This window comes from Candidatus Sphingomonas colombiensis, assembly GCA_029202845.1.
In the GTDB taxonomy this organism is placed as follows: domain Bacteria; phylum Pseudomonadota; class Alphaproteobacteria; order Sphingomonadales; family Sphingomonadaceae; genus Sphingomonas; species Sphingomonas colombiensis.
Genome location: CP119315.1, coordinates 452,151 through 471,934, shown reverse-complemented (window position 1 = coordinate 471,934; position 19,784 = coordinate 452,151). Strand labels below are relative to the sequence as shown.

Annotated in this window: 17 protein-coding genes and 2 pseudogenes; 5 read left to right on the top strand and 14 right to left on the bottom strand. The window is 65.2% G+C overall.

Features of this window, described 5'->3' with window-relative positions; genetic code table 11:
• Positions 1-32 precede the first annotated feature (32 nt).
• From P0Y64_02275 to P0Y64_02255, 5 genes are all read right to left on the bottom strand, one after another.
• Positions 33-467: a MaoC family dehydratase gene (locus P0Y64_02275; protein WEK44944.1), complete on the bottom strand. Its 435-nt coding sequence runs from the start codon at positions 465-467 to the stop codon at positions 33-35.
• A 183-nt stretch (positions 468-650) separates the two neighbouring features.
• Positions 651-1,826: a mechanosensitive ion channel family protein gene (locus P0Y64_02270; protein ID WEK43679.1), complete on the bottom strand. Its 1,176-nt coding sequence runs from the start codon at positions 1,824-1,826 to the stop codon at positions 651-653.
• 14 nt (positions 1,827-1,840) lie between these two features.
• The gene (locus tag P0Y64_02265; GenBank protein WEK43678.1) at positions 1,841-2,845 is read right to left on the bottom strand and encodes a DNA topoisomerase IB; all 1,005 of its coding nucleotides are present in this window, start codon (positions 2,843-2,845) and stop codon (positions 1,841-1,843) included.
• Positions 2,846-2,896: 51 nt separating this feature from the next.
• Positions 2,897-4,258 carry a putative O-glycosylation ligase, exosortase A system-associated gene (locus tag P0Y64_02260; GenBank protein ID WEK43677.1) on the bottom strand — a complete coding sequence of 454 codons (1,362 nt, stop codon included), beginning with the start codon at positions 4,256-4,258 and terminating at the stop codon, positions 2,897-2,899.
• Complete coding sequence (locus tag P0Y64_02255; protein ID WEK43676.1) at positions 4,251-4,391, bottom strand: hypothetical protein; 141 nt, start codon at positions 4,389-4,391, stop codon at positions 4,251-4,253. Before P0Y64_02255 ends, P0Y64_02260 begins: the two co-directional genes overlap by 8 nt.
• Positions 4,392-4,496: 105 nt before the next feature.
• Between P0Y64_02255 and P0Y64_02250 the strand changes: the two genes are divergently transcribed.
• Genes P0Y64_02250 through P0Y64_02240 form a run of 3 tightly spaced genes read left to right on the top strand, consistent with a single transcriptional unit; the run spans position 4,497 to position 7,009 of the window.
• Positions 4,497-5,741, top strand: coding sequence for a glycosyltransferase, exosortase A system-associated (locus P0Y64_02250; protein WEK44943.1), 1,245 nt, complete (start codon positions 4,497-4,499; stop codon positions 5,739-5,741).
• Positions 5,738-6,421, top strand: coding sequence for a hypothetical protein (locus tag P0Y64_02245; protein WEK43675.1), 684 nt, complete (start codon positions 5,738-5,740; stop codon positions 6,419-6,421). The genes P0Y64_02250 and P0Y64_02245 overlap by 4 nt, the downstream gene beginning before the upstream one ends.
• Before the next feature lie 60 nt (positions 6,422-6,481).
• The gene (locus P0Y64_02240; protein WEK43674.1) at positions 6,482-7,009 is read left to right on the top strand and encodes a DUF2141 domain-containing protein; all 528 of its coding nucleotides are present in this window, start codon (positions 6,482-6,484) and stop codon (positions 7,007-7,009) included.
• Between the two features lie 143 nt (positions 7,010-7,152).
• On the opposite strand, the pseudogene odhB reads toward P0Y64_02240, so the two are convergent.
• The 8 genes and pseudogenes from odhB to creD all read right to left on the bottom strand — a co-directional run bounded on the left by odhB (position 7,153) and on the right by creD (position 17,634).
• Positions 7,153-8,365, bottom strand: a pseudogene (gene odhB, locus P0Y64_02235) (2-oxoglutarate dehydrogenase complex dihydrolipoyllysine-residue succinyltransferase).
• An 81-nt stretch (positions 8,366-8,446) separates the two neighbouring features.
• Positions 8,447-11,417, bottom strand: a pseudogene (locus tag P0Y64_02230) (2-oxoglutarate dehydrogenase E1 component).
• 92 nt (positions 11,418-11,509) lie between these two features.
• Positions 11,510-12,400 carry a succinate--CoA ligase subunit alpha gene (sucD, locus tag P0Y64_02225; GenBank protein WEK43673.1) on the bottom strand — a complete coding sequence of 297 codons (891 nt, stop codon included), beginning with the start codon at positions 12,398-12,400 and terminating at the stop codon, positions 11,510-11,512.
• 121 nt (positions 12,401-12,521) lie between these two features.
• Entirely contained in the window at positions 12,522-13,484 is a 963-nt protein-coding gene (mdh, locus tag P0Y64_02220) for a malate dehydrogenase (protein WEK43672.1), read from the bottom strand.
• Positions 13,485-13,751: 267 nt separating this feature from the next.
• Complete coding sequence (zapE, locus tag P0Y64_02215; GenBank protein WEK43671.1) at positions 13,752-14,843, bottom strand: cell division protein ZapE; 1,092 nt, start codon at positions 14,841-14,843, stop codon at positions 13,752-13,754.
• 58 nt (positions 14,844-14,901) lie between these two features.
• The gene (locus P0Y64_02210; protein ID WEK43670.1) at positions 14,902-15,363 is read right to left on the bottom strand and encodes a PaaI family thioesterase; all 462 of its coding nucleotides are present in this window, start codon (positions 15,361-15,363) and stop codon (positions 14,902-14,904) included.
• An 89-nt stretch (positions 15,364-15,452) separates the two neighbouring features.
• Positions 15,453-16,235 (bottom strand): succinate dehydrogenase iron-sulfur subunit, encoded by a 783-nt coding sequence (locus P0Y64_02205; GenBank protein WEK43669.1) that lies wholly within the window; start codon positions 16,233-16,235, stop codon positions 15,453-15,455.
• 13 nt (positions 16,236-16,248) lie between these two features.
• A complete protein-coding gene (creD, locus tag P0Y64_02200; GenBank protein WEK43668.1) occupies positions 16,249-17,634 on the bottom strand; it encodes a cell envelope integrity protein CreD in 1,386 nt (461 codons plus the stop codon).
• A gap of 185 nt (positions 17,635-17,819) precedes the next feature.
• Between creD and P0Y64_02195 the strand changes: the two genes are divergently transcribed.
• Positions 17,820-18,308, top strand: coding sequence for a hypothetical protein (locus tag P0Y64_02195; GenBank protein WEK43667.1), 489 nt, complete (start codon positions 17,820-17,822; stop codon positions 18,306-18,308).
• A 1-nt stretch (position 18,309) separates the two neighbouring features.
• On the opposite strand, the gene ubiA is transcribed toward P0Y64_02195, so the two are convergent.
• A complete protein-coding gene (ubiA, locus tag P0Y64_02190) occupies positions 18,310-19,224 on the bottom strand; it encodes a 4-hydroxybenzoate octaprenyltransferase (protein WEK43666.1) in 915 nt (304 codons plus the stop codon).
• Positions 19,225-19,329: 105 nt separating this feature from the next.
• On the opposite strand from ubiA, the gene P0Y64_02185 reads away from it, so the two are divergent.
• Positions 19,330-19,743 carry a DUF2147 domain-containing protein gene (locus tag P0Y64_02185; GenBank protein ID WEK43665.1) on the top strand — a complete coding sequence of 138 codons (414 nt, stop codon included), beginning with the start codon at positions 19,330-19,332 and terminating at the stop codon, positions 19,741-19,743.
• The last annotated feature ends 41 nt before the right edge of the window (positions 19,744-19,784 follow it).

The window sequence follows — 19,784 nt, the reverse complement described above, 5'->3', positions numbered from 1 at the left end:
GGGAGGGGAATATCAATCGCCGGCCACAGGGCTCAGACGAACACCTGCGTAATCCATTCGGCAATCATCGCGGGCTTGTCGGAACCTTCGATCTCGACCGTGGTCTCGGTGGTATATTGGAACTGGCCGGGGCGCTTTTCTTCGAATTCGGTGATCTTCGAACGGCCGCGAACGCGCGAGCCCGATGGCACCGGCGCGAGGAAGCGCACTTTATTGCCACCGTAATTGACGCCCATTTTCACGCCATCCAGACGCGGCGCATCAGGATTCTTCGCCGACATCAGCGGCAGCAGCGAGAGCGTGAGGAAGCCGTGCGCGATCGTCGTTCCAAACGGTGTTAGCTTCGCGCGCTCGGGGTCGACGTGGATGAACTGATGGTCGCCGGTGGCGTCGGCGAATTTGTTGATCATGTCCTGCGACACCTCGATCCAGTCGGACACGGTTTCCTTGCCGATATTGGCTTTCATCTCATCGATGGTCACGAACCCTCCACTGGTTAGGCTGCGCCGAAGCGCGATCCGGCTTCCTCTAGGCGCGGAACGCTAGCGGTCGCAAGTCTCCCCGACCGGAGGCTTTAAAATTGCCGATGCCACCAGATGCACGCGGGCGGACGGCGCGAACCGGATGTTCGAAAACGCGCCTGCGGGTGGCTATCCGGCAGAGGGCGCAACTGTGCCTGGCGCCATATCGGGATAGGGCATGATGCGATGCCCGTCGGGTGCGAGGGCGACGCTGGACTGGGTGGGATAGGGAATTGTGATGCCCTGTTCCTCGCACATTTTGAGCAGCGCGATACCTACCTTGTGCCGCGCCTCGAAAAACGCCGCGTAATCGGCAGATTCGCTGTCGAAATAGATTTCGAAATCGAGGTTGGACGGTGCGAACTGGATGAAGCCGCAGCGGATATAGAGCAGACCGCATCCCTCGATCACCTGCTTCACCAGCGCGGGGAAGCGTTCGAGCTTCTCCGTCGGTGTTTCGAACGCGAGCCGCACAACGAATTTGGTGCGGCGATAGTCGCGCTTGGACAGGTTGAGGATCTCCTTGTCGAGCAATTTGCGGTTCGAGATGATCCGCTGCTCGCCGTCATTGCCGCGCACGCGGGTGGATTTCAGCCCGATCTCCTCCACCGTGCCAGATGAGGTGTCATAGGAAATCGAATCCCCGCGCCGGAACGGGCGATCGAAGATGATCGCGAGCGCGGCGAACAGGTCCGCGAAGATACCCTGCGCGGCAAGGCCGATCGCGATGCCGCCGACGCCAAGGCCAGCGACCAGCCCCGTGACGTTCACCCCAAGATTGTCGAGTACGACTACCAGCGCGATCGCGAACACCGCGAAGCTGACGAGCATGCGGATCAGGCCCATCGCGCTCATCAACGCTTCGCCGGAATAATTGTCCGATCGCGTGCGCCGTTCAATCGCGCCGATGATAACCTCGCGCGCCCAGGTCGCTGCCTGAAACACCGCGACGATGGTGAAGAGGAAGTTGATCGTGCTGGCGACCGGGCGGGGGGCATCGGCATAGCCGGAGACCAGTTTCGCAGCGAGCAACGCAATGAACAGATTGCCGGTGAGCTGGATCGCGCGCCCGAACACCGCCGGCCAGCCCTTGCCGGAGGTGCTGCGGCTGGCGAGCTTCGGCCCGAAGCTGCGCGCCCAGATCAGCACGGCGGCGATCACCATGCCGATCGCGATGGCGATGGCGATCTGCAGCCAATGGGTCGCAAACCATTCGGTGCTCGTTTCATAAAGCGCACGGAACTGCCCGTTCCAGTCCCGGTGTGGCAGGACGGGCGCTTTCGCCGCGCTGCTGCTGTTGCTCATCTACTTTCCTTTAGTCAGGCCGCGGGCGCGGCTGGCGTTCCGGTTTCGAGGAACGCAATGAGGCCGCGTTCGACGCGGCTCAAGTGACGTGTCTTGCGGGGCATGCGCAAGGTCTTGCGGAATGCGGCTTGCCCGTTTCGCACCAGCCCGATCAGCGCGGGATGGACATAGGATTTGCGCGCGATCGCCGGAGTGTTGCCCAGTTGGCGGGTAACCGGCTCCAGCATGGTTTTCAGGCTCAGTTCGCGTTCGGCGGTAGCCAGCGCCTCGAATGCGGCGACGCTTGCTCCCCATGTGCGGAAATGTTTGGCGGTGAAATCCTCGCCCGTCGCGGCGCGGATATAGGCATTGACGTCGCAGGAGGTGACGGGATGCGCGGCGCCTTCCTTATCAACCCATGCGAACAGATGCTGCTCGCCCAGATCCTGGCAAGCGCGAACGAAGCGCGCGAGCGCGCGGTCGGTCAGCGCGCATTCGCGCTCGACCCCGCCCTTGCCGCGAAAGCGCAGCCGCACGGTCGCGCCCTTCACCCGCGCATGGCGTTTGCGCAGCGTCGTCGCGCCGAAGCTGCGGTTCGTCTTGGTATAGGCTTCGTTGCCGACACGGATGTGCGTCTGGTCGAGCAGCCGGACGACCGCCGCGACGGCGCGATCGCGCGACATTGAGCGCTTCCGCAAATCCGCCGCGACCTTGCGGCGCAATGCGGGCAACGCGGCGCCAAATTCAGCGCAGCGATCATATTTCGCCGCTTCCTGCGCCTCGCGGAATTCGGGGTGATAGCGATATTGCTTGCGACCTTTCTCATCCCAGCCGACCGCCTGAATATGGCCGTTCGGCTTTGGGCAGAACCATGCGTTGGCATAAGCCGGGGGCAAAGCGATCGCGTTCAGCCGGTCGATCTCGTCCCGATCCGTGATGTGATGGCCGGCGGCATCGCGATAGGCCCAGTGCTGCCCGGCCTTCCGACGGGTAATTCCGGGTTTGCTGTCATCGCAATAGACGATTTTTCGCGCTGTCATCGATACTCCCCAATGCGCGGGAGTGATGTAGGGTTCCTGAAACAGTCCTGGTCAGGTGATAGCTGGGAGCGGCGCGCGCGCGGCGCCGGCGCGGAATGAACGACCCCAGGCGCTTTCCTGCTGTCGCCGACGGAGATAGCTGTCCAGCCCGATCTGCGCGCCGAGCAGCATGTAGATGAAAGGCTGGAACGCGATCCCGACGAATGCCCCGCCGAGCAGATAGATCAGATGCGCGTGCTGTAGCGCGCCGGCCAGTGCGCCGCCCCAGGCATATTCCCCCTCACGATAGCGTCGCCGCACAATCTCCATGCGGATAAGCCCGATCACGCTGATCATCAGCCATAGGATCAGGCCGGGGTAGCCCTGCTCGCCCAACATCTCGAAATAGCTGGAGTGATAGGCGCGGCTCTTGTCGACCGTCAGGTTGCGCTGGACGGTGGTCGATGCGCCCGAGCCCGTCACCGCCACCGTGTCATAGCGGATCTGGTTCTGGCGATATGCCTCAAAGCCGCCGCCGAACGGATGGGTTTTCGCGTATTCCCACGTCCACTGCCACACGGCGATACGGGTGGAGGCGGATTCGTCCGCCTTGTAGGTCTTGATTGTCGCCATTCGATCGCTGAACGCCGATGGCAGGAACGGCGCCGCGACCATTCCCGCCAGCGCCAGGGCGCCCAGATACAGCATCGGCCGCTTCACCTCGCGCAGCATCAGCACCGCGAGCAGCGCGATGCACAGCAATCCGGTGCGCGCCGAGGTGCCCACCGGGATCAGCAGGCATGCGAAGATCAGGGCATAGGCGAAAGTTTTCGCTCGCCAGCCAGTGCCGAACAACGTGCCATGCCGGGAAAGCCACAGCACCACCGGGACGATGCAGATCGCGACGGTGGAGATGATACTGCCCTCGTACAGCCCCGAATTATTGGCGACCATCAGGTTCAGCTCGCCATAGCCGCCGCCCGATGCCAGCGTCTTAATTCCGCCGACGATGATGATGGACGCCGCCGATAAGGTCATAAACAGCAGCAGCGCCTCGATCCGCAACCGAGTGCGCAAAGTGAGTGGCAGGAAGGCGGCGAAAACCAGCGCCTTCCAAACCCAATCCCACTTATCGAGCGCATCCACCGGAAAATCAGCACTGCGCGTGGTGAGACCGCAATAGAGCATCAGCAATAGGATGAGCGCCTGGCGGGGTGCGAATCGTGAATCGCTCTTGTCGTCGAACAACAGCCATCCGCCGACCGCCAACGCCACCGCGATCAGCGAGATCGGCACGCTGTTGAGCAGCATATAAGTCAGCCGCTGCGGCGAGACGATGTCGATATAGACGTAAGCGAGCACAAACAGGAACGGCCGCCGCAGCCCCATGCCGAGCAAAGCGACCAGAAAACCAATGAAGGCAAGATCACGCACGCGGGCGGTGCCCCTTGCGCGGCGCTTCATCATGCGGAGAAGGCTCGCGATCGAGATCAGGCCGCCGCAGCAGCAGGAATGCGGCGAGCAGCATCAAACCGTGCGTCAGGCCTAACGCGAAATTGTCGATCATCTGCGCCTGCGTTCCATCTTGCTGCGTCCGGTGCGGTTGATACGCCTCTAACGGCGATGCGGTTGACGCGGCGTTAAATGATCGCGTGGCAAGAGCTTGCGCGTGATGCGTATTCTCCACGTTCTCGATCATGGCTTACCGCTACACAGCGGTTACACCTTCCGCACCCGTGCGATCCTGACCGCGCAGATGGCGCGTGGATGGAAAGTGGCGGCCGTTACCGGGCCGCGACAGGGGCAGACCGAGGCTGCGTTCGAGCGCGTGGATGGAATAGACTTCCACCGCACCGTTCCGCCGCGCGCGCTCCCCGCGCCCATCGGAGAACTGACGGAGATCGCTGCCTTTTCACGCCGTATCAACGCGGTGGTCGAGCAGTTTCGTCCCGACGTGCTCCATGCGCATTCGCCGGTGCTCGGCGCGCTCGCCGCGTTGCGCGTTGCGCGGCGGCGGGGGTTGCCGCTGGTCTACGAGATACGGGCATTTTGGGAAGATGCCGCGGTTGGCAATGGCACCGGCCGCGAGGGATCGGCCCGTTATCGCGCAACCCGCGCGCTCGAGACGTGGGCCGTGCGTCGCGCCGACGCGGTGGCGGTGATTTGCGAGGGGCTGCGCGACGATCTTGTCGCGCGCGGAATCGATCACGAGAAGATCATGGTGTCGCCCAACGGCGTCGATCTCGGCCTGTTCGGCGCGCCAGGGCCGCGCGACAATGCGCTTGCGGCGGAACTCGGGCTCGAAGGAGACACGATCGGCTTTATCGGCAGCTTCTACGATTATGAGGGACTGGATGATCTGATCGCGGCGATGCCGGCGCTGGTCGCGGCGCGACCCGAGGCGCAGCTGCTGCTGGTAGGCGGCGGCCCGATGGAGCAGGTGCTGCGCGTGCAGGCGGCGGCGTCTTCCGTGGCGGATCGCATCCGCTTTGTCGGCCGCGTGCCGCATGATCAGGTCGAGCGATATTATGGGCTGATCGACGTGCTGGCCTATCCGCGCAAACGGATGCGGCTGACCGATCTCGTTACGCCGCTGAAGCCGCTGGAGGCGATGGCGCAAGGGCGGCTGGTCGCGGCATCCGATGTGGGCGGCCACCGCGAACTGATCCGCGACGGCGATACCGGCGCGCTGTTCGCAGCGGACAATCCGCAGGCGATCGCAACTGCGCTGGCCGCGTTGCTTGCCGATCGGGGCGATTGGGACGCGCGCCGCAAACGCGCGCGCGCTTTCGTCGAGGCGGAGCGTAACTGGTTGTCAAATATTTCTCGTTACGAACCGGTTTACCAACGGCTGACCAAAGCCGGGCGTATGGACGAGTCATGGTCGCAAATAACCGCTACAAGCAGCTCAGCATGAAGAGAATTCTCCCGGTCTTTTCGCTGGCTGTCGGGCTGGTCGCGGCCGGCCTGATTGCGGGGGCGTCTGGGGGGGTACTTGAAAGTGTAACCGAACGTTTGCGGATTGCGGTGCTGGTGCCGGCGGCCGCGCCGCCGATCGGGGTGACGGGGCGGACGTTGCTTGCGCTTGCCGGCGGCGGGTTGATCGCGCTGCTTGGGCTGTTGCCGCGCCTGATGGCATCATCGTTGTTCGTGCGTCGCTCCCGTCGCGCCACGCGACTTGGCGCGACGCCGCTGCTGCGCCGCGCGGACGCCCATCCCGATGCGCCGGCGCGCCGCCCGATCGCCGCGCGCAGCGAGCTTGGCGAACCATTGCCGATCGCCGGCGACGGCCCGGTGCCGGACGATCGGGAACGATCGCTGCCCGACGATCTCGATCTGCCGCTTGCCGCCTTCGACCCCGATGCGATGTCGAGCATGCCGGTGGCGCCATCCCCGATCACCGCCGAGGAGCGGGGCGAACGGTTCGAAACCTTTCCGCTTCCCGGAGCGCGCGAGATGGTGGATCAGCCCGGCGCGTCGATCGGCACCCTGCTCGATCGGCTGGAGCGCGGCGCGACCCGCCGTGCGGCGACGCGTGCCCGGGCGAAGGGATTGGATGACGCGCTCGGCGCGCTGCGCAAGCTGGCGGCCAACTGACGCGGCAATTATTGTGCGTTGTGCCCCAAAACTGCCGCAACTCGCGGCAAAGGCATTCTGATGGCCTATCGTTCAATGACGGTGCTGGGAGCAATGCTCCTTCTGGCGGCTCCTGCGGCGGCGGAAACCCCCTCGATCCTCGGACCGGATGCGGCGCATTGTGCGCCCGGCGGCGGCCCGGCGATCCTCGTCAACATCACCGGTTTGAAAAACCACCTCGGCACGGTGCGCGTCCGCACCTTCGGCGGCGATACCTCGACCTGGTTCGACAAGGTGAAGTGGCAGACCAAAGTGGAAATCCCGACCCCGCGGACGGAGCCGATCCGCGTTTGCATGCCCGTCGCGGCACCGGGCACTTACGCGATCGACGTGCGCCATGACGCGAATGCCAATAACCAGACCGATCGCTCGGACGGTGGCGGCGCCTCCGGCAATCCGCGCGTGACGGTGTGGGATTTCATCTTCGGCAGGAAACCATCCCCCAAGCAGACCGCCGTGAAGGTGGGGCAGGGCGTAACCGAAATTTCGGTGACGATGATGTATCTGAGCGGCACCGCGCTCAAACCGCTCCGCGAGACCAAGCGCTGATCTGACGAGCGGGCGGCGCGGCGCGATACGCGCGGTTTCGTTCAACGATCGTTATCCGCGCACGGGCGGTAGCCCGACACGCGGCCAGCTCCCCACCCCAAACCGAAACCGCCGGCCCCTTGTGGGAGCCGGCGGCGGAAGGATCAGAGATCGATCAGGATGCGGGTGGGATCTTCCATCGCGTTCTTCAATGCGACGAGGAAGGTCACTGCCTCGCGGCCATCGATCAGGCGGTGATCGTAGCTCAATGCGAGATACATCATCGGGCGCACCACGACCTGTCCGTTGCGGACGACGGGGCGATCCTCGATCCGGTGCAGGCCGAGTACGGCCGACTGCGGCGGGTTGATGATCGGGGTGGACATCAGCGAACCGAACACGCCGCCGTTCGAGATCGTGAAGGTGCCGCCCTTCATCTCGTCCATCTTCAGCGTGCCGTCCTTGGCGCGGCGGCCGAAATCGCCGATCGTCTTTTCGATCCCGGCGACGGTGAGCTGATCGGCATCGCGGATCACCGGCACGACCAGCCCGTTCGGCGCGGAGACCGCGACCGAGATATCGGCATAATCGTGATAGATGATCTCATCGCCCTCGATCGAGGCGTTGACCGACGGAATATCCTTCAGCGCCATGCACGCGGCCTTCACGAAGAAGCCCATGAAGCCGAGGCGAACGCCGTGCTTCTTCTCGAACAGGTCCTTATACTTGACGCGCGCTTCCATCACCGCGGTCATGTCCACATCGTTGAACGTGGTGAGCATCGCGGCGGTGTTCTGCGCTTCCTTCAGGCGCTTGGCGATCGTCTGGCGCAGGCGCGTCATGCGTACGCGCTCTTCCTTGCGGCCGGTCGGGGAGGCGACCGACGGCGCGGCTGGCGCGGCAACCGCAGGCGCGGCCTTGGCGGTCGCGGCGGCGGCGTCGATGTCTTCCTTGGTCAGGCGCCCGTCCTTGCCGGTGCCCTTGATCGTCGCGGGATCGACGCCATGCTCGAGCACGGCGCGGCGCACCGACGGCGACAAAGCGGCAGGCGGTGTCGCCGGCCGGTTCCACCGCGGTTGGCGCCGGAGCCGCAGCGGCGGCAGCGGCGGGCGCAGGCGCAGGCGCAGGCGCAGCGGCGGCGCCAGCCTCGATCGTCGCGATCATCGCGCCGACCTGCACCGTATCGCCGACCTGCACGGCATGCTGGCCCATCACGCCCGCGACGGGCGAGGGGACTTCCACCGAAACCTTGTCGGTTTCGAGGCTGGCGATCGGCTCGTCAGCCGCGACCTTGTCGCCGGGTTGCTTGAGCCATTCGCCCAGCGTCGCTTCGGTGATCGATTCGCCCAGCGTGGGGACCAGAACTTCGATTGCCATCTCTACCTCGTCATCCCTGCTCAAGCCGGGATATTGCTGTCACTGTGAGGCCCCGGCGGCAAGCGCCGGGGCAACGGAACGTCATGCGCCGGCGTTGCCGGTCTTCTTCGCCGAATCGCCTTCGCGGGTACGGCGGATTTCCTCGCGAACATTGTGGCCGAGCGCATCGGCGACGAGCGCGCCCTGTTCGGCCTGGTGGCGCTTCATCAGCCCGGTTGCCGGCGATGCCGCGGCGGCGCGGCCGGCGTAGCGCGGGCGCTTCACCGGGACGTTCGCGTTGATCAGCGCCTGTTCGATATAGGGCTCGACGAAGAACCAGTAACCGTTGTTGCGCGGTTCTTCCTGCGCCCAGATCACCTCTTCGAGGTTCGGCATCCGCGCCAGCCGCACCGTCAGCGGGTCTCCCGGGAAGGGATAGAGCTGTTCGATGCGGATGATCTGGGTGTTCTTGTCACCCGCCGCGTCGCGCGCTTCGATCAGATCGTAAGCGACCTTGCCGGTGCACAGCACGACCCGCTTCGTATCCACGTCAGCCGGGGCCGACGGATCGGACAGGATGCGGCGGAAGTGGCTGTCGCCGATGAAGTCAGCCGCGCTCGATACCGCCATCTTGTGACGCAGCAGCGATTTCGGCGTGAACACCACCAGCGGCTTGCGGAACGAACGGTGCATCTGCCGGCGGAGCAGGTGGAAATAGTTCGCCGGCGTGGTGCAATTCGCGACCTGCATATTATCGCCAGCGCACAGCTGGAGGAAACGCTCCGGCCGTGCGGAGCTATGCTCCGGCCCTTGTCCCTCATAACCGTGCGGCAGCAGCATGACGAGGCCGTTGGCGCGCAGCCACTTGGCTTCGCCGCGCGCGATGAACTGGTCGATCATGATCTGTGCGCCGTTGGCGAAGTCGCCGAACTGCGCCTCCCACAGCACCAGCGTCTTGGGATCGGCGAGCGCATAGCCGTACTCGAAGCCGAGCACGCCATATTCGGAGAGCGGGCTGTCGAGCACCTCGAACCGGCCGTGTTCGACGTTCGCCAGCGGCACGTATTTGTGCTCGTCATTCTGGTCGACCCACACGGCATGGCGCTGCGAGAAGGTGCCGCGGCCCGAATCCTGCCCCGAAAGGCGGACGCCATAGCCCTCCGACAGCAGCGCGCCATAAGCCAGCGCTTCGCCTGTCGCCCAGTCGAAGCCCTGGCCCGAGCGGAACATCTCGCGCTTGGCGTCGAGCACGCGCGCCAGCGTCTTGTGGATCGAGATCGAGTCCGGGAACGGTGGTCAGCAGCCGGCCGAGCGCGTCGAACAGCTTCGGCTCCAGCCCGGTGTCGACGATGCGTCGCGCGCTCTCGGGATCGGCCGGAACGGACAGGCCGGACCAGCGACCGGCGAACCAGTCCGCCTTGTTCGGCTTGTAGCTCGCGCCCGCCTCGAACTCACCTTCGAGCAGCGTGGTCTGCTGCTTGACGGTTTCGTCGATCCACGCCTGATCCACGACCTTTTCGGCGATCAGGCGCTGGCCGTAAATCTCGCTCACCGGCGGATGGCTGCGGATCGCCTTGTACATCAGCGGCTGGGTGAAGCTCGGCTCGTCACCCTCGTTGTGGCCGAAGCGGCGATAGCACCACATGTCGATCACCACGTCGCGGTGGAAGGTCTGGCGATATTCGATCGCCATCTTGCACGCGAAGGTAACGGCTTCGGGATCGTCGCCGTTCACATGGAAGATCGGCGCCTGCACGCCCTTCGCCACGTCGGACGGATAGGGCGAGGAGCGCGCGAATTGCGGGCTCGTGGTGAAGCCGATCTGGTTGTTGATGACGAAGTGCAGGCAACCGCCGGTATTGTAACCGCGAATGTCGGAGAAGCCGAAGCACTCCCATACGATGCCCTGACCGGCGAAGGCCGCGTCGCCGTGGATCAGCACGGGCAGCGACTTCGAATGTTCGGCCAGATCGCCCGCGATCGTCTGGATCGCGCGGGTCTTGCCCAGCACCACCGGGTCCGCCGCCTCAAGATGCGACGGATTGGCGACGAGCGACATATGCACCTTGTGCCCGTCGAACTCGCGGTCGGTGGAGGTGCCGAGGTGATATTTCACGTCGCCCGAGCCGCCGATATCATCGGGGTTGGCCGAGCCGCCGGCGAATTCGTGGAAGATCACGCGCAGCGGCTTCGCCATGACGTTGGCGAGCACGTTCAGCCGGCCGCGGTGCGCCATGCCATAGACGATCTCGTTGACGCCCATCTGGCCGCCATATTTGATCACGCTTTCCAGCGCCGGGATCATCGATTCGCCGCCATCGAGGCCGAAGCGCTTCGTGCCGACATATTTGCGGCCGAGGAACTTTTCCCACTGCTCGGCGTCGATCACCTTGTTCAGGATCGCCTTCTTGCCGTCGGCGGTGAACTGGATCGCCTTGTCCTTGCCCTCCATGCGCTCCTGGAGGAAGCGGCGCTCCTCCACGTCGGCGATGTGCATATATTCAAGGCCGACGTTGCCGCAGTAATTGGCGCGCAGGATCTGGACGAGCTCGCGCACGCTCGCCCATTGCAGGCCAAGCGCGCCGCCGAGATAGACCGGGCGATCGAGATCGGCATCGGAGAAGCCGTGATATTCCGTGGTGAGATCGGCCGGCAACTCGCGCAGGCCGGACAGGCCCAGCGGATCGAGATTGGACGCGAGATGGCCGCGCACACGATAGGTGCGGATCAGCATCTGCGCGCGGATCGCATCGGCCGCGGCCTTGACGATCGCGTCCTGGCTGGGGGCAGGGGCCGAAGCAGCCGCGGCGGCGGGCTTACCCTTGGCGGGCTTCGGCGCCGGCTCCATCTGCGTTGGGTCGAGCGCCGCCGTCAGGTCGTCGGTCGTGGTAAGCGGCCAGCGGTCGCTTTCCCACGAGGGGCCGGTAGCGGCGCCCTCCAGCCCCTCGAAGAAACTGCGCCAGCCCGGCTCTACGCTGTCCGGCGCGGTCTTGTAGCGCGCATAGAGCGCGTCGATGAACGCGGGCGAAACGCCGCCTGCGATATCCGAGAAATCCTGGCCTTCGTAGCCCATTTCAGCTTCACTCCGCCGCCCCGGCAGGTGCCGGAGCCTCAGGCCGCCGGCTCCCCCGCACTGCGCCGGGGACGGCGGCCTGACACATCAATTTAGCCCTTCAGCACCTCAAGCAGCGTCGAGCCGAGTTCGCTCGGGCTCGCCGCAACCTTGATGCCTGCTGCTTCCATCGCAGCGATCTTGTCCTCGGCGCCGCCCTGGCCGCCCGACACGATCGCGCCGGCGTGGCCCATGCGGCGGCCCGGAGGCGCCGTGCGGCCCGCGATGAAGCCGGCCATCGGCTTCTTGCGGCCGCGCTTCGCCTCGTCGCGAAGGAACTGCGCGGCTTCCTCTTCGGCCGATCCGCCGATCTCACCGATCATGATGATCGACTTGGTGGCCTCGTCGGCGAGGAACAGCTCGAGCACGTCGATGAAGTTCGTGCCGTTGACCGGATCGCCACCGATGCCCACCGCCGTCGTCTGGCCGAGGCCGGCGTTCGAGGTCTGGAACACCGCTTCATAGGTCAGCGTGCCGGAACGCGAGACGACGCCGACCGAGCCCTGCTTGAAGATGTTGCCCGGCATGATGCCGATCTTGCACTGGCCCGGCGTCAGCACGCCCGGGCAGTTCGGGCCGATCAGGCGCGACTTGGAGCCGGAAAGCGCGCGCTTCACCTTCACCATGTCGAGCACCGGAATGCCTTCGGTGATCGTGACGATCAGCGGCACTTCGGCGTCGATCGCCTCGAGGATCGAATCCGCGGCGAAGGGCGGCGGGACATAGATCACGCTGGCGGTCGCGCCGGTCTTGGCGACGGCTTCCGCGACGGTGTCGAAGTTCGGCAGGCCGAGTTCTTCGTGGATCGTGCCGCCCTTGCCCGGCGTAACACCGCCGACCATCTGCGTGCCGTAATCAAGCGCGGCCTTGGTGTGGAAGGTGCCGGTCTTGCCGGTCATCCCCTGGGTGATGACCTTGGTGTTCCTGTCGACGAGAATGCTCATGCGGGTTCCCAATATATTGCGTCCCCGCGCGGGCGGGGACCGGGAGTGCGCCCCCGCCCGAGCGGGAGCCGTTGTTGTCTTTCGATGGCCCGGCCGCGCGTCGACGCGGCCGGGCGCACGATCACTTCAGTGTTTCGTCGATACCCTTACAGGCAACGAGAAGTTCCTTCACCGCGTCGACCGAGACCTGAAGGCCGGCCTTCGCCTCGTCGGACAGCTTGACCTCGACGATCTTCTCGACGCCGCCCGCGCCGATCACCACCGGCACGCCGACGTAGAGATTGTCCACGCCATATTCGCCCGACAGGTTCGCCGCGCATGGCAGGATGCGCTTCTGGTCGTAGAGATAGGCTTCGGCCATCGCGATGCCGCTGGTGGCGGGCGCGTAATAGGCGGAGCCGGTCTTGAGCAGCGCGACGATCTCGCCGCCGCCGCCACGGGTGCGCTTCACGATCTCATCGACCTTCTCCTTGGTGGAGAAGCCCATCGCGATCAGATCGCTGACCGGGATGCCGCTGACGGTGGAATATTCGAGCACCGGCACCATCGTATCGCCATGGCCGCCGAGCACGAAGGTGTTCACGTCCTTGACCGAGACGCCGAATTCCTCCGCGAGGAAATGGCTGAAGCGCGCCGAGTCGAGCACGCCGGCCATGCCGACGACCTTGTTGTGCGGCAGGCCGGAGAATTCGCGCAACGCCCACACCATCGCGTCGAGCGGGTTGGTGATGCAGATCACGAATGCGTCGGGCGCGTTGTCGCGGATGCCTTCGCCGACTGCCTTCATCACCTTGAGGTTGATGCCGAGCAGATCGTCGCGGCTCATGCCCGGCTTGCGGGCGACGCCGGCGGTGACGATGATCACGTCCGCGCCAGCGATGTCCTTGTAATCGTTGGTGCCGGTGATCTTCGCATCGAAGCCCTCGACCGGGCCGCACTGCGACAGATCGAGCGCCTTGCCCTGCGGCACGCCTTCGACCACGTCGAACAGGACGATGTCACCAAGCCCCTTGAGGGCCGCCAAATGCGCGAGCGTGCCACCGATATTTCCGGCGCCGATCAGCGCGATCTTCTTGCGGGCCATTCCATCCTCTTTCCGTAAGTGGTTGCGGCATGAATGGTTAGGCCGCCTACGCCCATCCGATGCGCGGGGCAACCACTTAAAGCCCGGAGGTTAAGGAATTTACTGAGATTGGTTCGCAATAGCAATAAAACGATTGAGCGCCGCCGATCCTGCCGTTTCAGGCGGAAGGGGGGTGGCTCGCCCGGCGTCCATGTCCACAGGCTTCATGGCAGCGGTGATCCTCCGCCTGGTCGCCGGGTCCTCGCCTGAAAGCGTCTGTCGCGAGGTTCAGTTCCCGTGGCCCGCCGCGAGATATTCCTCGGAACGCATCTCCTCCAGCCGGCTGACCGTGCGCTGGAATTCGAACCGGCCGTCTCCGCTCGGATAAAGCTGGTCCGGCTGCGCATCGGCGGCGGCGAGCAGCTTCACCTTATGCTCGTATAGCGCATCGATCAGGCTGACGAAGCGCGCCGCCTCGTTGCGGTTCTCCGGCCCCAGCACGGGCACGCCGACGAGGATGACGGTGTGAAAGCGCCGCGCGATCGCGAGGTAATCGGCGCTGCCCCGCGCTTCGCCGCACAGCCGCTTGAAGCTGAATACCGCGACGCCTTTCAACGCCTTGGGCACATGCAGCGCGCGGCCCTGCACGAGGATTTCCTCGCTTGGCACGTGCGCGCGATCCTCGGGCGGATAATCGGTCAGGCGGAAGAAGGCGGCGGACAGTTCAGCAGTCGCCTTCGCGCCATTGGGGACCAGCCACGTGTCTTGCTGCCCCAGACGGTCGCGGCGGTAATCGACCGGACCGTTGAGCGCGAGCACGTCGAGCCGCTCCTCGATCAACGCGATGAACGGCAGGAAATGTTCGCGGTTGAGCCCGTTCTTGTAGAGGTCCGCCGGCACGCGGTTCGACGTGGTGACGACGGTAACGCCCATTTCGATCAATGCGGTGAACAGCCGCGACAGGATCATCGCGTCGGGCGAGTTGGTCACCATCATTTCGTCGAACGCGAGCAATTGCGCCTCCGCCGCCAGCGCCGTGGCGACGGGGAGGATCGGATCGCCCAGTTCCTTGCGACGCTCGATCGCGATGCGGCCGTGAACCTCGAGCATGAACTCGCCGAAATGGACGCGGCGCTTACGCTCAATCGCGACATTGGCGAAGAACAGGTCCATCAGCATCGATTTGCCGCGCCCGACATCGCCCCACAGATAAATGCCGCGCGGCGGCACGGGGCGGCGGCGGAACAGGCCCTTGGTCTTCGGATGTTCCAGCTCGGTCGCCAAAGCGTCGAGCCGGCGCGCGGCGGCGCCCTGCTCGGCATCGGGGCGCAACTCGCCGGCGACGACGAGCGCGTCATAAGCGGAAAGGACTTTACCCAATTACTTGCTCCATTCGTCGCCCCGGCTCGGTGAGCGGGGCGACCCGGCCCGCTCGCGATCAGCGTTTCGCGCTGGGCTTTCTGATCGTGCCGGAAAATTCGGCCACCACGTCGCCGTCATCGCCCTGCACGATCAGCCCGCGCAGGAACAGCATCCGCCCGGTTTCGCGCAAAAGCTCCACCCGTGCCTCCAGCGGTTCGCCGATCTTGCCGCCGCCGATGAAATGGGTGTTGAGATCCAGCGTCACGGCGGTGCCGGCCGCGACCAGGCCGAAGCTGCGTGCGGCAGCAAACAGCGACACATCGATGAAGCCGAGCATCGCGCCGCCGTGCACGACATTGGCGAGATTGGAATGCTGCCGCTGAGGCGTCATCCGCACGCGGGCGATGCCGTCTTCCACGCGGACGATCATATCGCCGAGAAACGCGTTGTAGCGCGTCGAATCCTTGAACCCCCATTTCATCCAGCCGGGATGATCGGGGTGCTCCTCGTAGAGGAATTCAGGTTTCGGCTCGGTCATGGGGCATCCCGGCAACGGCCGGATTCAGCCTGAACCGGCCAGTGGACCGGCCCCGGGCATTACCGGGGCCGTGCTACGCGAACGGACGATCAGACGACGCGTTCGGCTTCCATTTTCTTGATTTCCGCGATCGCCTTGGCCGGGGACAGGCCCTTCGGGCAGGCGTTGGCGCAGTTCATGATCGTGTGGCAACGATACAGGCGGAAGGGATCTTCCAGCGCATCGAGCCGCTCGCCGGTCATCTCGTCGCGGCTGTCGGCGAGCCAGCGATAGGCCTGAAGCAGGATCGCCGGGCCGAGGAACTTGTCCGAATTCCACCAATAGCTTGGGCACGAGGTGGAGCAGCATGCGCACAGGATGCATTCGTACATGCCGTCGAGCTTGGCGCGATCCTCCGGCGACTGGAGCCGCTCCTTGCCGGCGGGCGCCGGCGTGACGGTCTGCAGCCACGGCGTGATCGAGGCATATTGCGCGTAGAAATGCGTGAAATCGGGGACGAGATCCTTGATCACGTCCATCGCCGGCAGCGGGGTGATCTTCACCTCGCCCTTCATATCCTCGATCGCGGTGGTGCAGGCGAGGCCATTCTTGCCGTCGATATTCATCGAGCAGGAGCCGCAGATGCCTTCGCGGCACGAGCGGCGGAAGGTGAGCGACGAATCCTGCTCGCTCTTGATCTTGATCAGCGCGTCCAGAACCATCGGGCCGCATTCGTCGAGGTTAACCTCGAACGTATCGTAGCGCGGATTCTCGCCCGAATCGGGATCGTAGCGATAAATCTTGAAATTGCGCATCTTGCCGCCGGGCTGGGGCGACGGGATTTTCCGTCCGCCCTTGATCTTGCTGTTCGCGGGCAAGGTGAATTCGGCCATCGTTCTTCCCGATTCAGTCTGTTGCGGTCGCGGAGCGGAGGCCGCTCCAGTCGAGATTTCGCGTCAGGTACATGATGCCGGCCAACGCCGCAAACAGGAGAATCGCTCCAATCAGCAACGAATAGGCCTCCAGGCTCAGCAAGACGTAGAGGATCGCGTAGAGCGCGGTGAGCAATGCGGCAATATAGCCCGCGCGCCGCCAGCTTTTCAGCACCGCGGCGGAATAGGCCGTGAGCAGCCCGATGATCGCCGCCGCCGCGACGATATAGGCGAGCGCAAAGCCGATCACCTCGGCAAACGCCAGCAGCATCACGAAGAACAGCACCAGCCCGGCACCCACCAGCAGATATTCCGCCGTCGCCACGCGCACGCCCGCGATCACGTCGAACATCAGGAACGCCATGAAGGTGAAGCCGATGAACAGGAAGCCGTATTTCACCGAGCGATTGACCTGACTGTAGAGATCGACGGGCGAGATCAGATCGACCCGCGCCTCATACGTTCCAGCCGCCTGCGTGGTGTCGTAGCGATCGGTGGTGATATCGGGGGCGGCGTCCGGGGTCTGCTCGCCCGACGAAACGAGCGCGCGGCCAAGCGCGAGGTTGCCGACTCGCCAGGTGGCGTTGAAGCCGTTCGCCGTCACCTGCTGCGCGCTCGGCAGGAAACCGCCCTGGAAGCTCGGATGCGGCCATTTCGACGTGACCGTCCAGCGCGTGTCCCCGGCCTGCGGAGCGAGCGAGAGCCAGCCGTTGCCACGGAAGGTGAAGTTGAAGTTCGCGGTCATTGCGCGATCGCGCAGTGCAGAGGCGTCGAGCCAGGTGAAGAAGCCCGCTCCACCGGTCGCGGGCGATCCCTTGCCCGGCTGAAGCACCAGCTTGCGGCCATCCACCGCCACCGCCGGCGGCGCGCCGAACAGGCCGCGCGCGTCCCGCAGGCCGAAGCGCAACTCCGCGCGATCGAAGAACAGGCGGTCCGGCGTGATGCCGAAACGCGCGAGATCGGCCGGGAGCGCGAACCGCGCGGTGCCGCTGGCCGCGGCTTCGAACAGCACCGCTTCGTAGATCGAGCGGCGGCGGCGTTCGGGGGTGAGTGTGGTGCGCAGATCGGCCTGTTCGGGCGCCAGCGTCAGTTCGCGCCAGACGGTGGTGGTCTTGGCGACCTGCCGCCCGCCTTCGTTGACCGTCTCCGTCACCTGCTCCTGATAGGGGAGGACGAGCACCGGGCCGGCGATCGTCTGCGCGCCGCCCCAGCCGTTTGCGATCGAGGCGCGCGCGACCTGTGATTGCGATTGCCGGTCGTACACCAGCATATAGACGGTGAAGAGCGGGATCGCGAGCAACATGGCGATCAGCACCGCGATCATCAGCTTGCGGCCCGGCGTCCGGTGATCAATCGCCATTGTCGCTTCCCCCCGTTGTGTCGACGAACCGTTCTCGATTAGCGACGGAAAGCGCGGACGACAATGCAAGGCGGCTCCGATGGCATGCCGGGCGGATGGATCGTGCGGCGGGCTGCTGCGTTCATTTACGGATCGCCTGCGGAACATGAGGATGTTGCGGGCCGAATCGGAAGGGGAAACGAACGATGCGTATCGTCACCACGGTTCTGATGATGGTTGCCGCGACGCTGCCCGCGACGCTCGCCGCGCAGGAGGCTCAGGAAAACAATAGCTCCACCCTGTCCGAAGCCGGCAAGATCGCCGCGCGGCCTGCGCATGATGTCGGCATCGCGAACAAGAAGGTGCCGCCGGTGCTCCAGCGCGCCGCCGACGCGCCGTATAGTATGCAGGGTACCGCTTCGTGCGCGCAGCTTTCGCGCGGCGTCGCCGCACTGAACACCGCGCTTGGCCCCGATTTCGGCGAGGCGGTGCCGGTATCGGGCACCAAGGCCGGGCAGATCGCGAAAGTGGCCGGCGAGACGGTGGTCGATACGATCATTCCGTTTCGCGGACTGGTGCGTGAGGTGAGCGGCGCCGCCGCCGCGCAGCGCCGGATGCAGGCGGCAACTTATGCCGGGCTCGCGCGGCGCGGCTTCCTGCGCGGCATTGCACGCGCGCAGAAATGCCGGATCTGAGCTACAGTCGCGTGCCGACCACGGCGCAGGCGAGGAACATCAACAGGCCCGCGAAGCGGTTGGCGCGGAAGCGGGCGAGGGCGCCGTCACCATCATCCGGCCTGAGCGTCAGCACCTGCCAGCCGAGATGCGCCGCCATCGGCAGCAGCGCGACGAACACCAATGGATCGGGCCGAACCAGCCACAAGGCGCCGCCCCATAATGTCAGCGCGGCGGCGTAGAAGGCGGAAACACCCGGCACCACATGCCTGCCCATCGCCAGCGCCGATGAACGGATGCCGATCAGCGTGTCATCCTCACGATCCTGCAAGGCGTAGATCGTGTCATAGCCGATCACCCAGCAGATCGATCCGGCGTAAAGCAGCAGCCCCGGCAGCGCGACCCAGCCCCATGTCTCGTTCCAGCCGACCAGCGCGGCCCATGAGAATACCAGCCCGAGCCACGCCTGCGGCCACCAGGTGATCTTCTTCATGAACGGATAGGCCGCGACCAGCGCGAGGCTGGCGACCGCGATGATCGCGGTATCGACCCTGAGTTGCAGCAGCACGACCAGCCCGACGAGGGCGAGCGCCCCCAGCCACGCCCATGCCGCCTTGAGCGACACCGCCCCGCTGGCAAGCGGGCGGGATCGCGTACGCGCGACGCTGGCGTCCAGCTCGCGATCGACGATATCGTTATAGACACAACCCGCGCCGCGCATCGCGATGCTGCCGGCGAGCAGCCAGAGGATCAGCGGCCAGCGTTCCACCGCGCCGCCGGCCAGCGCCACCGCCCATGCGCCGGGCCAGAACAGCAGCCACCAGCCGATCGGCCGGTCGAAGCGCGCGAGCAGCGCGAAATTGCGCAATCGTGGCGGGAGCGCGGCGACGATGCCGCGATGCTGCGTATCGGGGACGATATCGGGTGCGTCGGTCACGCGATGCTTCCTACCCGCCGCGCCTCGCTTCCGCCACAGCCGGTTGGCACAGTTTGTCGTTCCGGATCGGCTGCCACTAGATATAGGCGCCAGCGGAAGGAGTGTATGCGTATGTCCTTGATGCGGATCGCGGCGATGGCCGCACTGGTTTCGATCTCCATGCCGGTCGCGGCACAGCGCGGGCCGGCGCTTACGGGCACCTGGCGCAACGATTCGGATAGCGTGCGCATCCGCATCGCGCCGTGCGGGCCCGGACTGTGCGGCCGCGTGATCGCGGCGAGCGAAAAGGCGAAGGCGGATGCCGCGCGCGGCGGCACGGATCGGCTGATCGGGACCGAATTGTTCCACGATTTCCAGCAGGAGGAAGACGGGCTGTGGTACGGCCAGGTCTATGTGCCGGATATCGACAAGACGTTCGATGGCACGCTGGAACTGGTCGATCGCGACACGATCGTCGGCAAGGGCTGCCTGTTCGCGGGCTTCGGCTGTAAGACGCAAAGCTGGAAGCGCGTCCGCTGATCCATCTTTCGGTAGCGATCGGTCGGTTCGTCGAGGCCCTG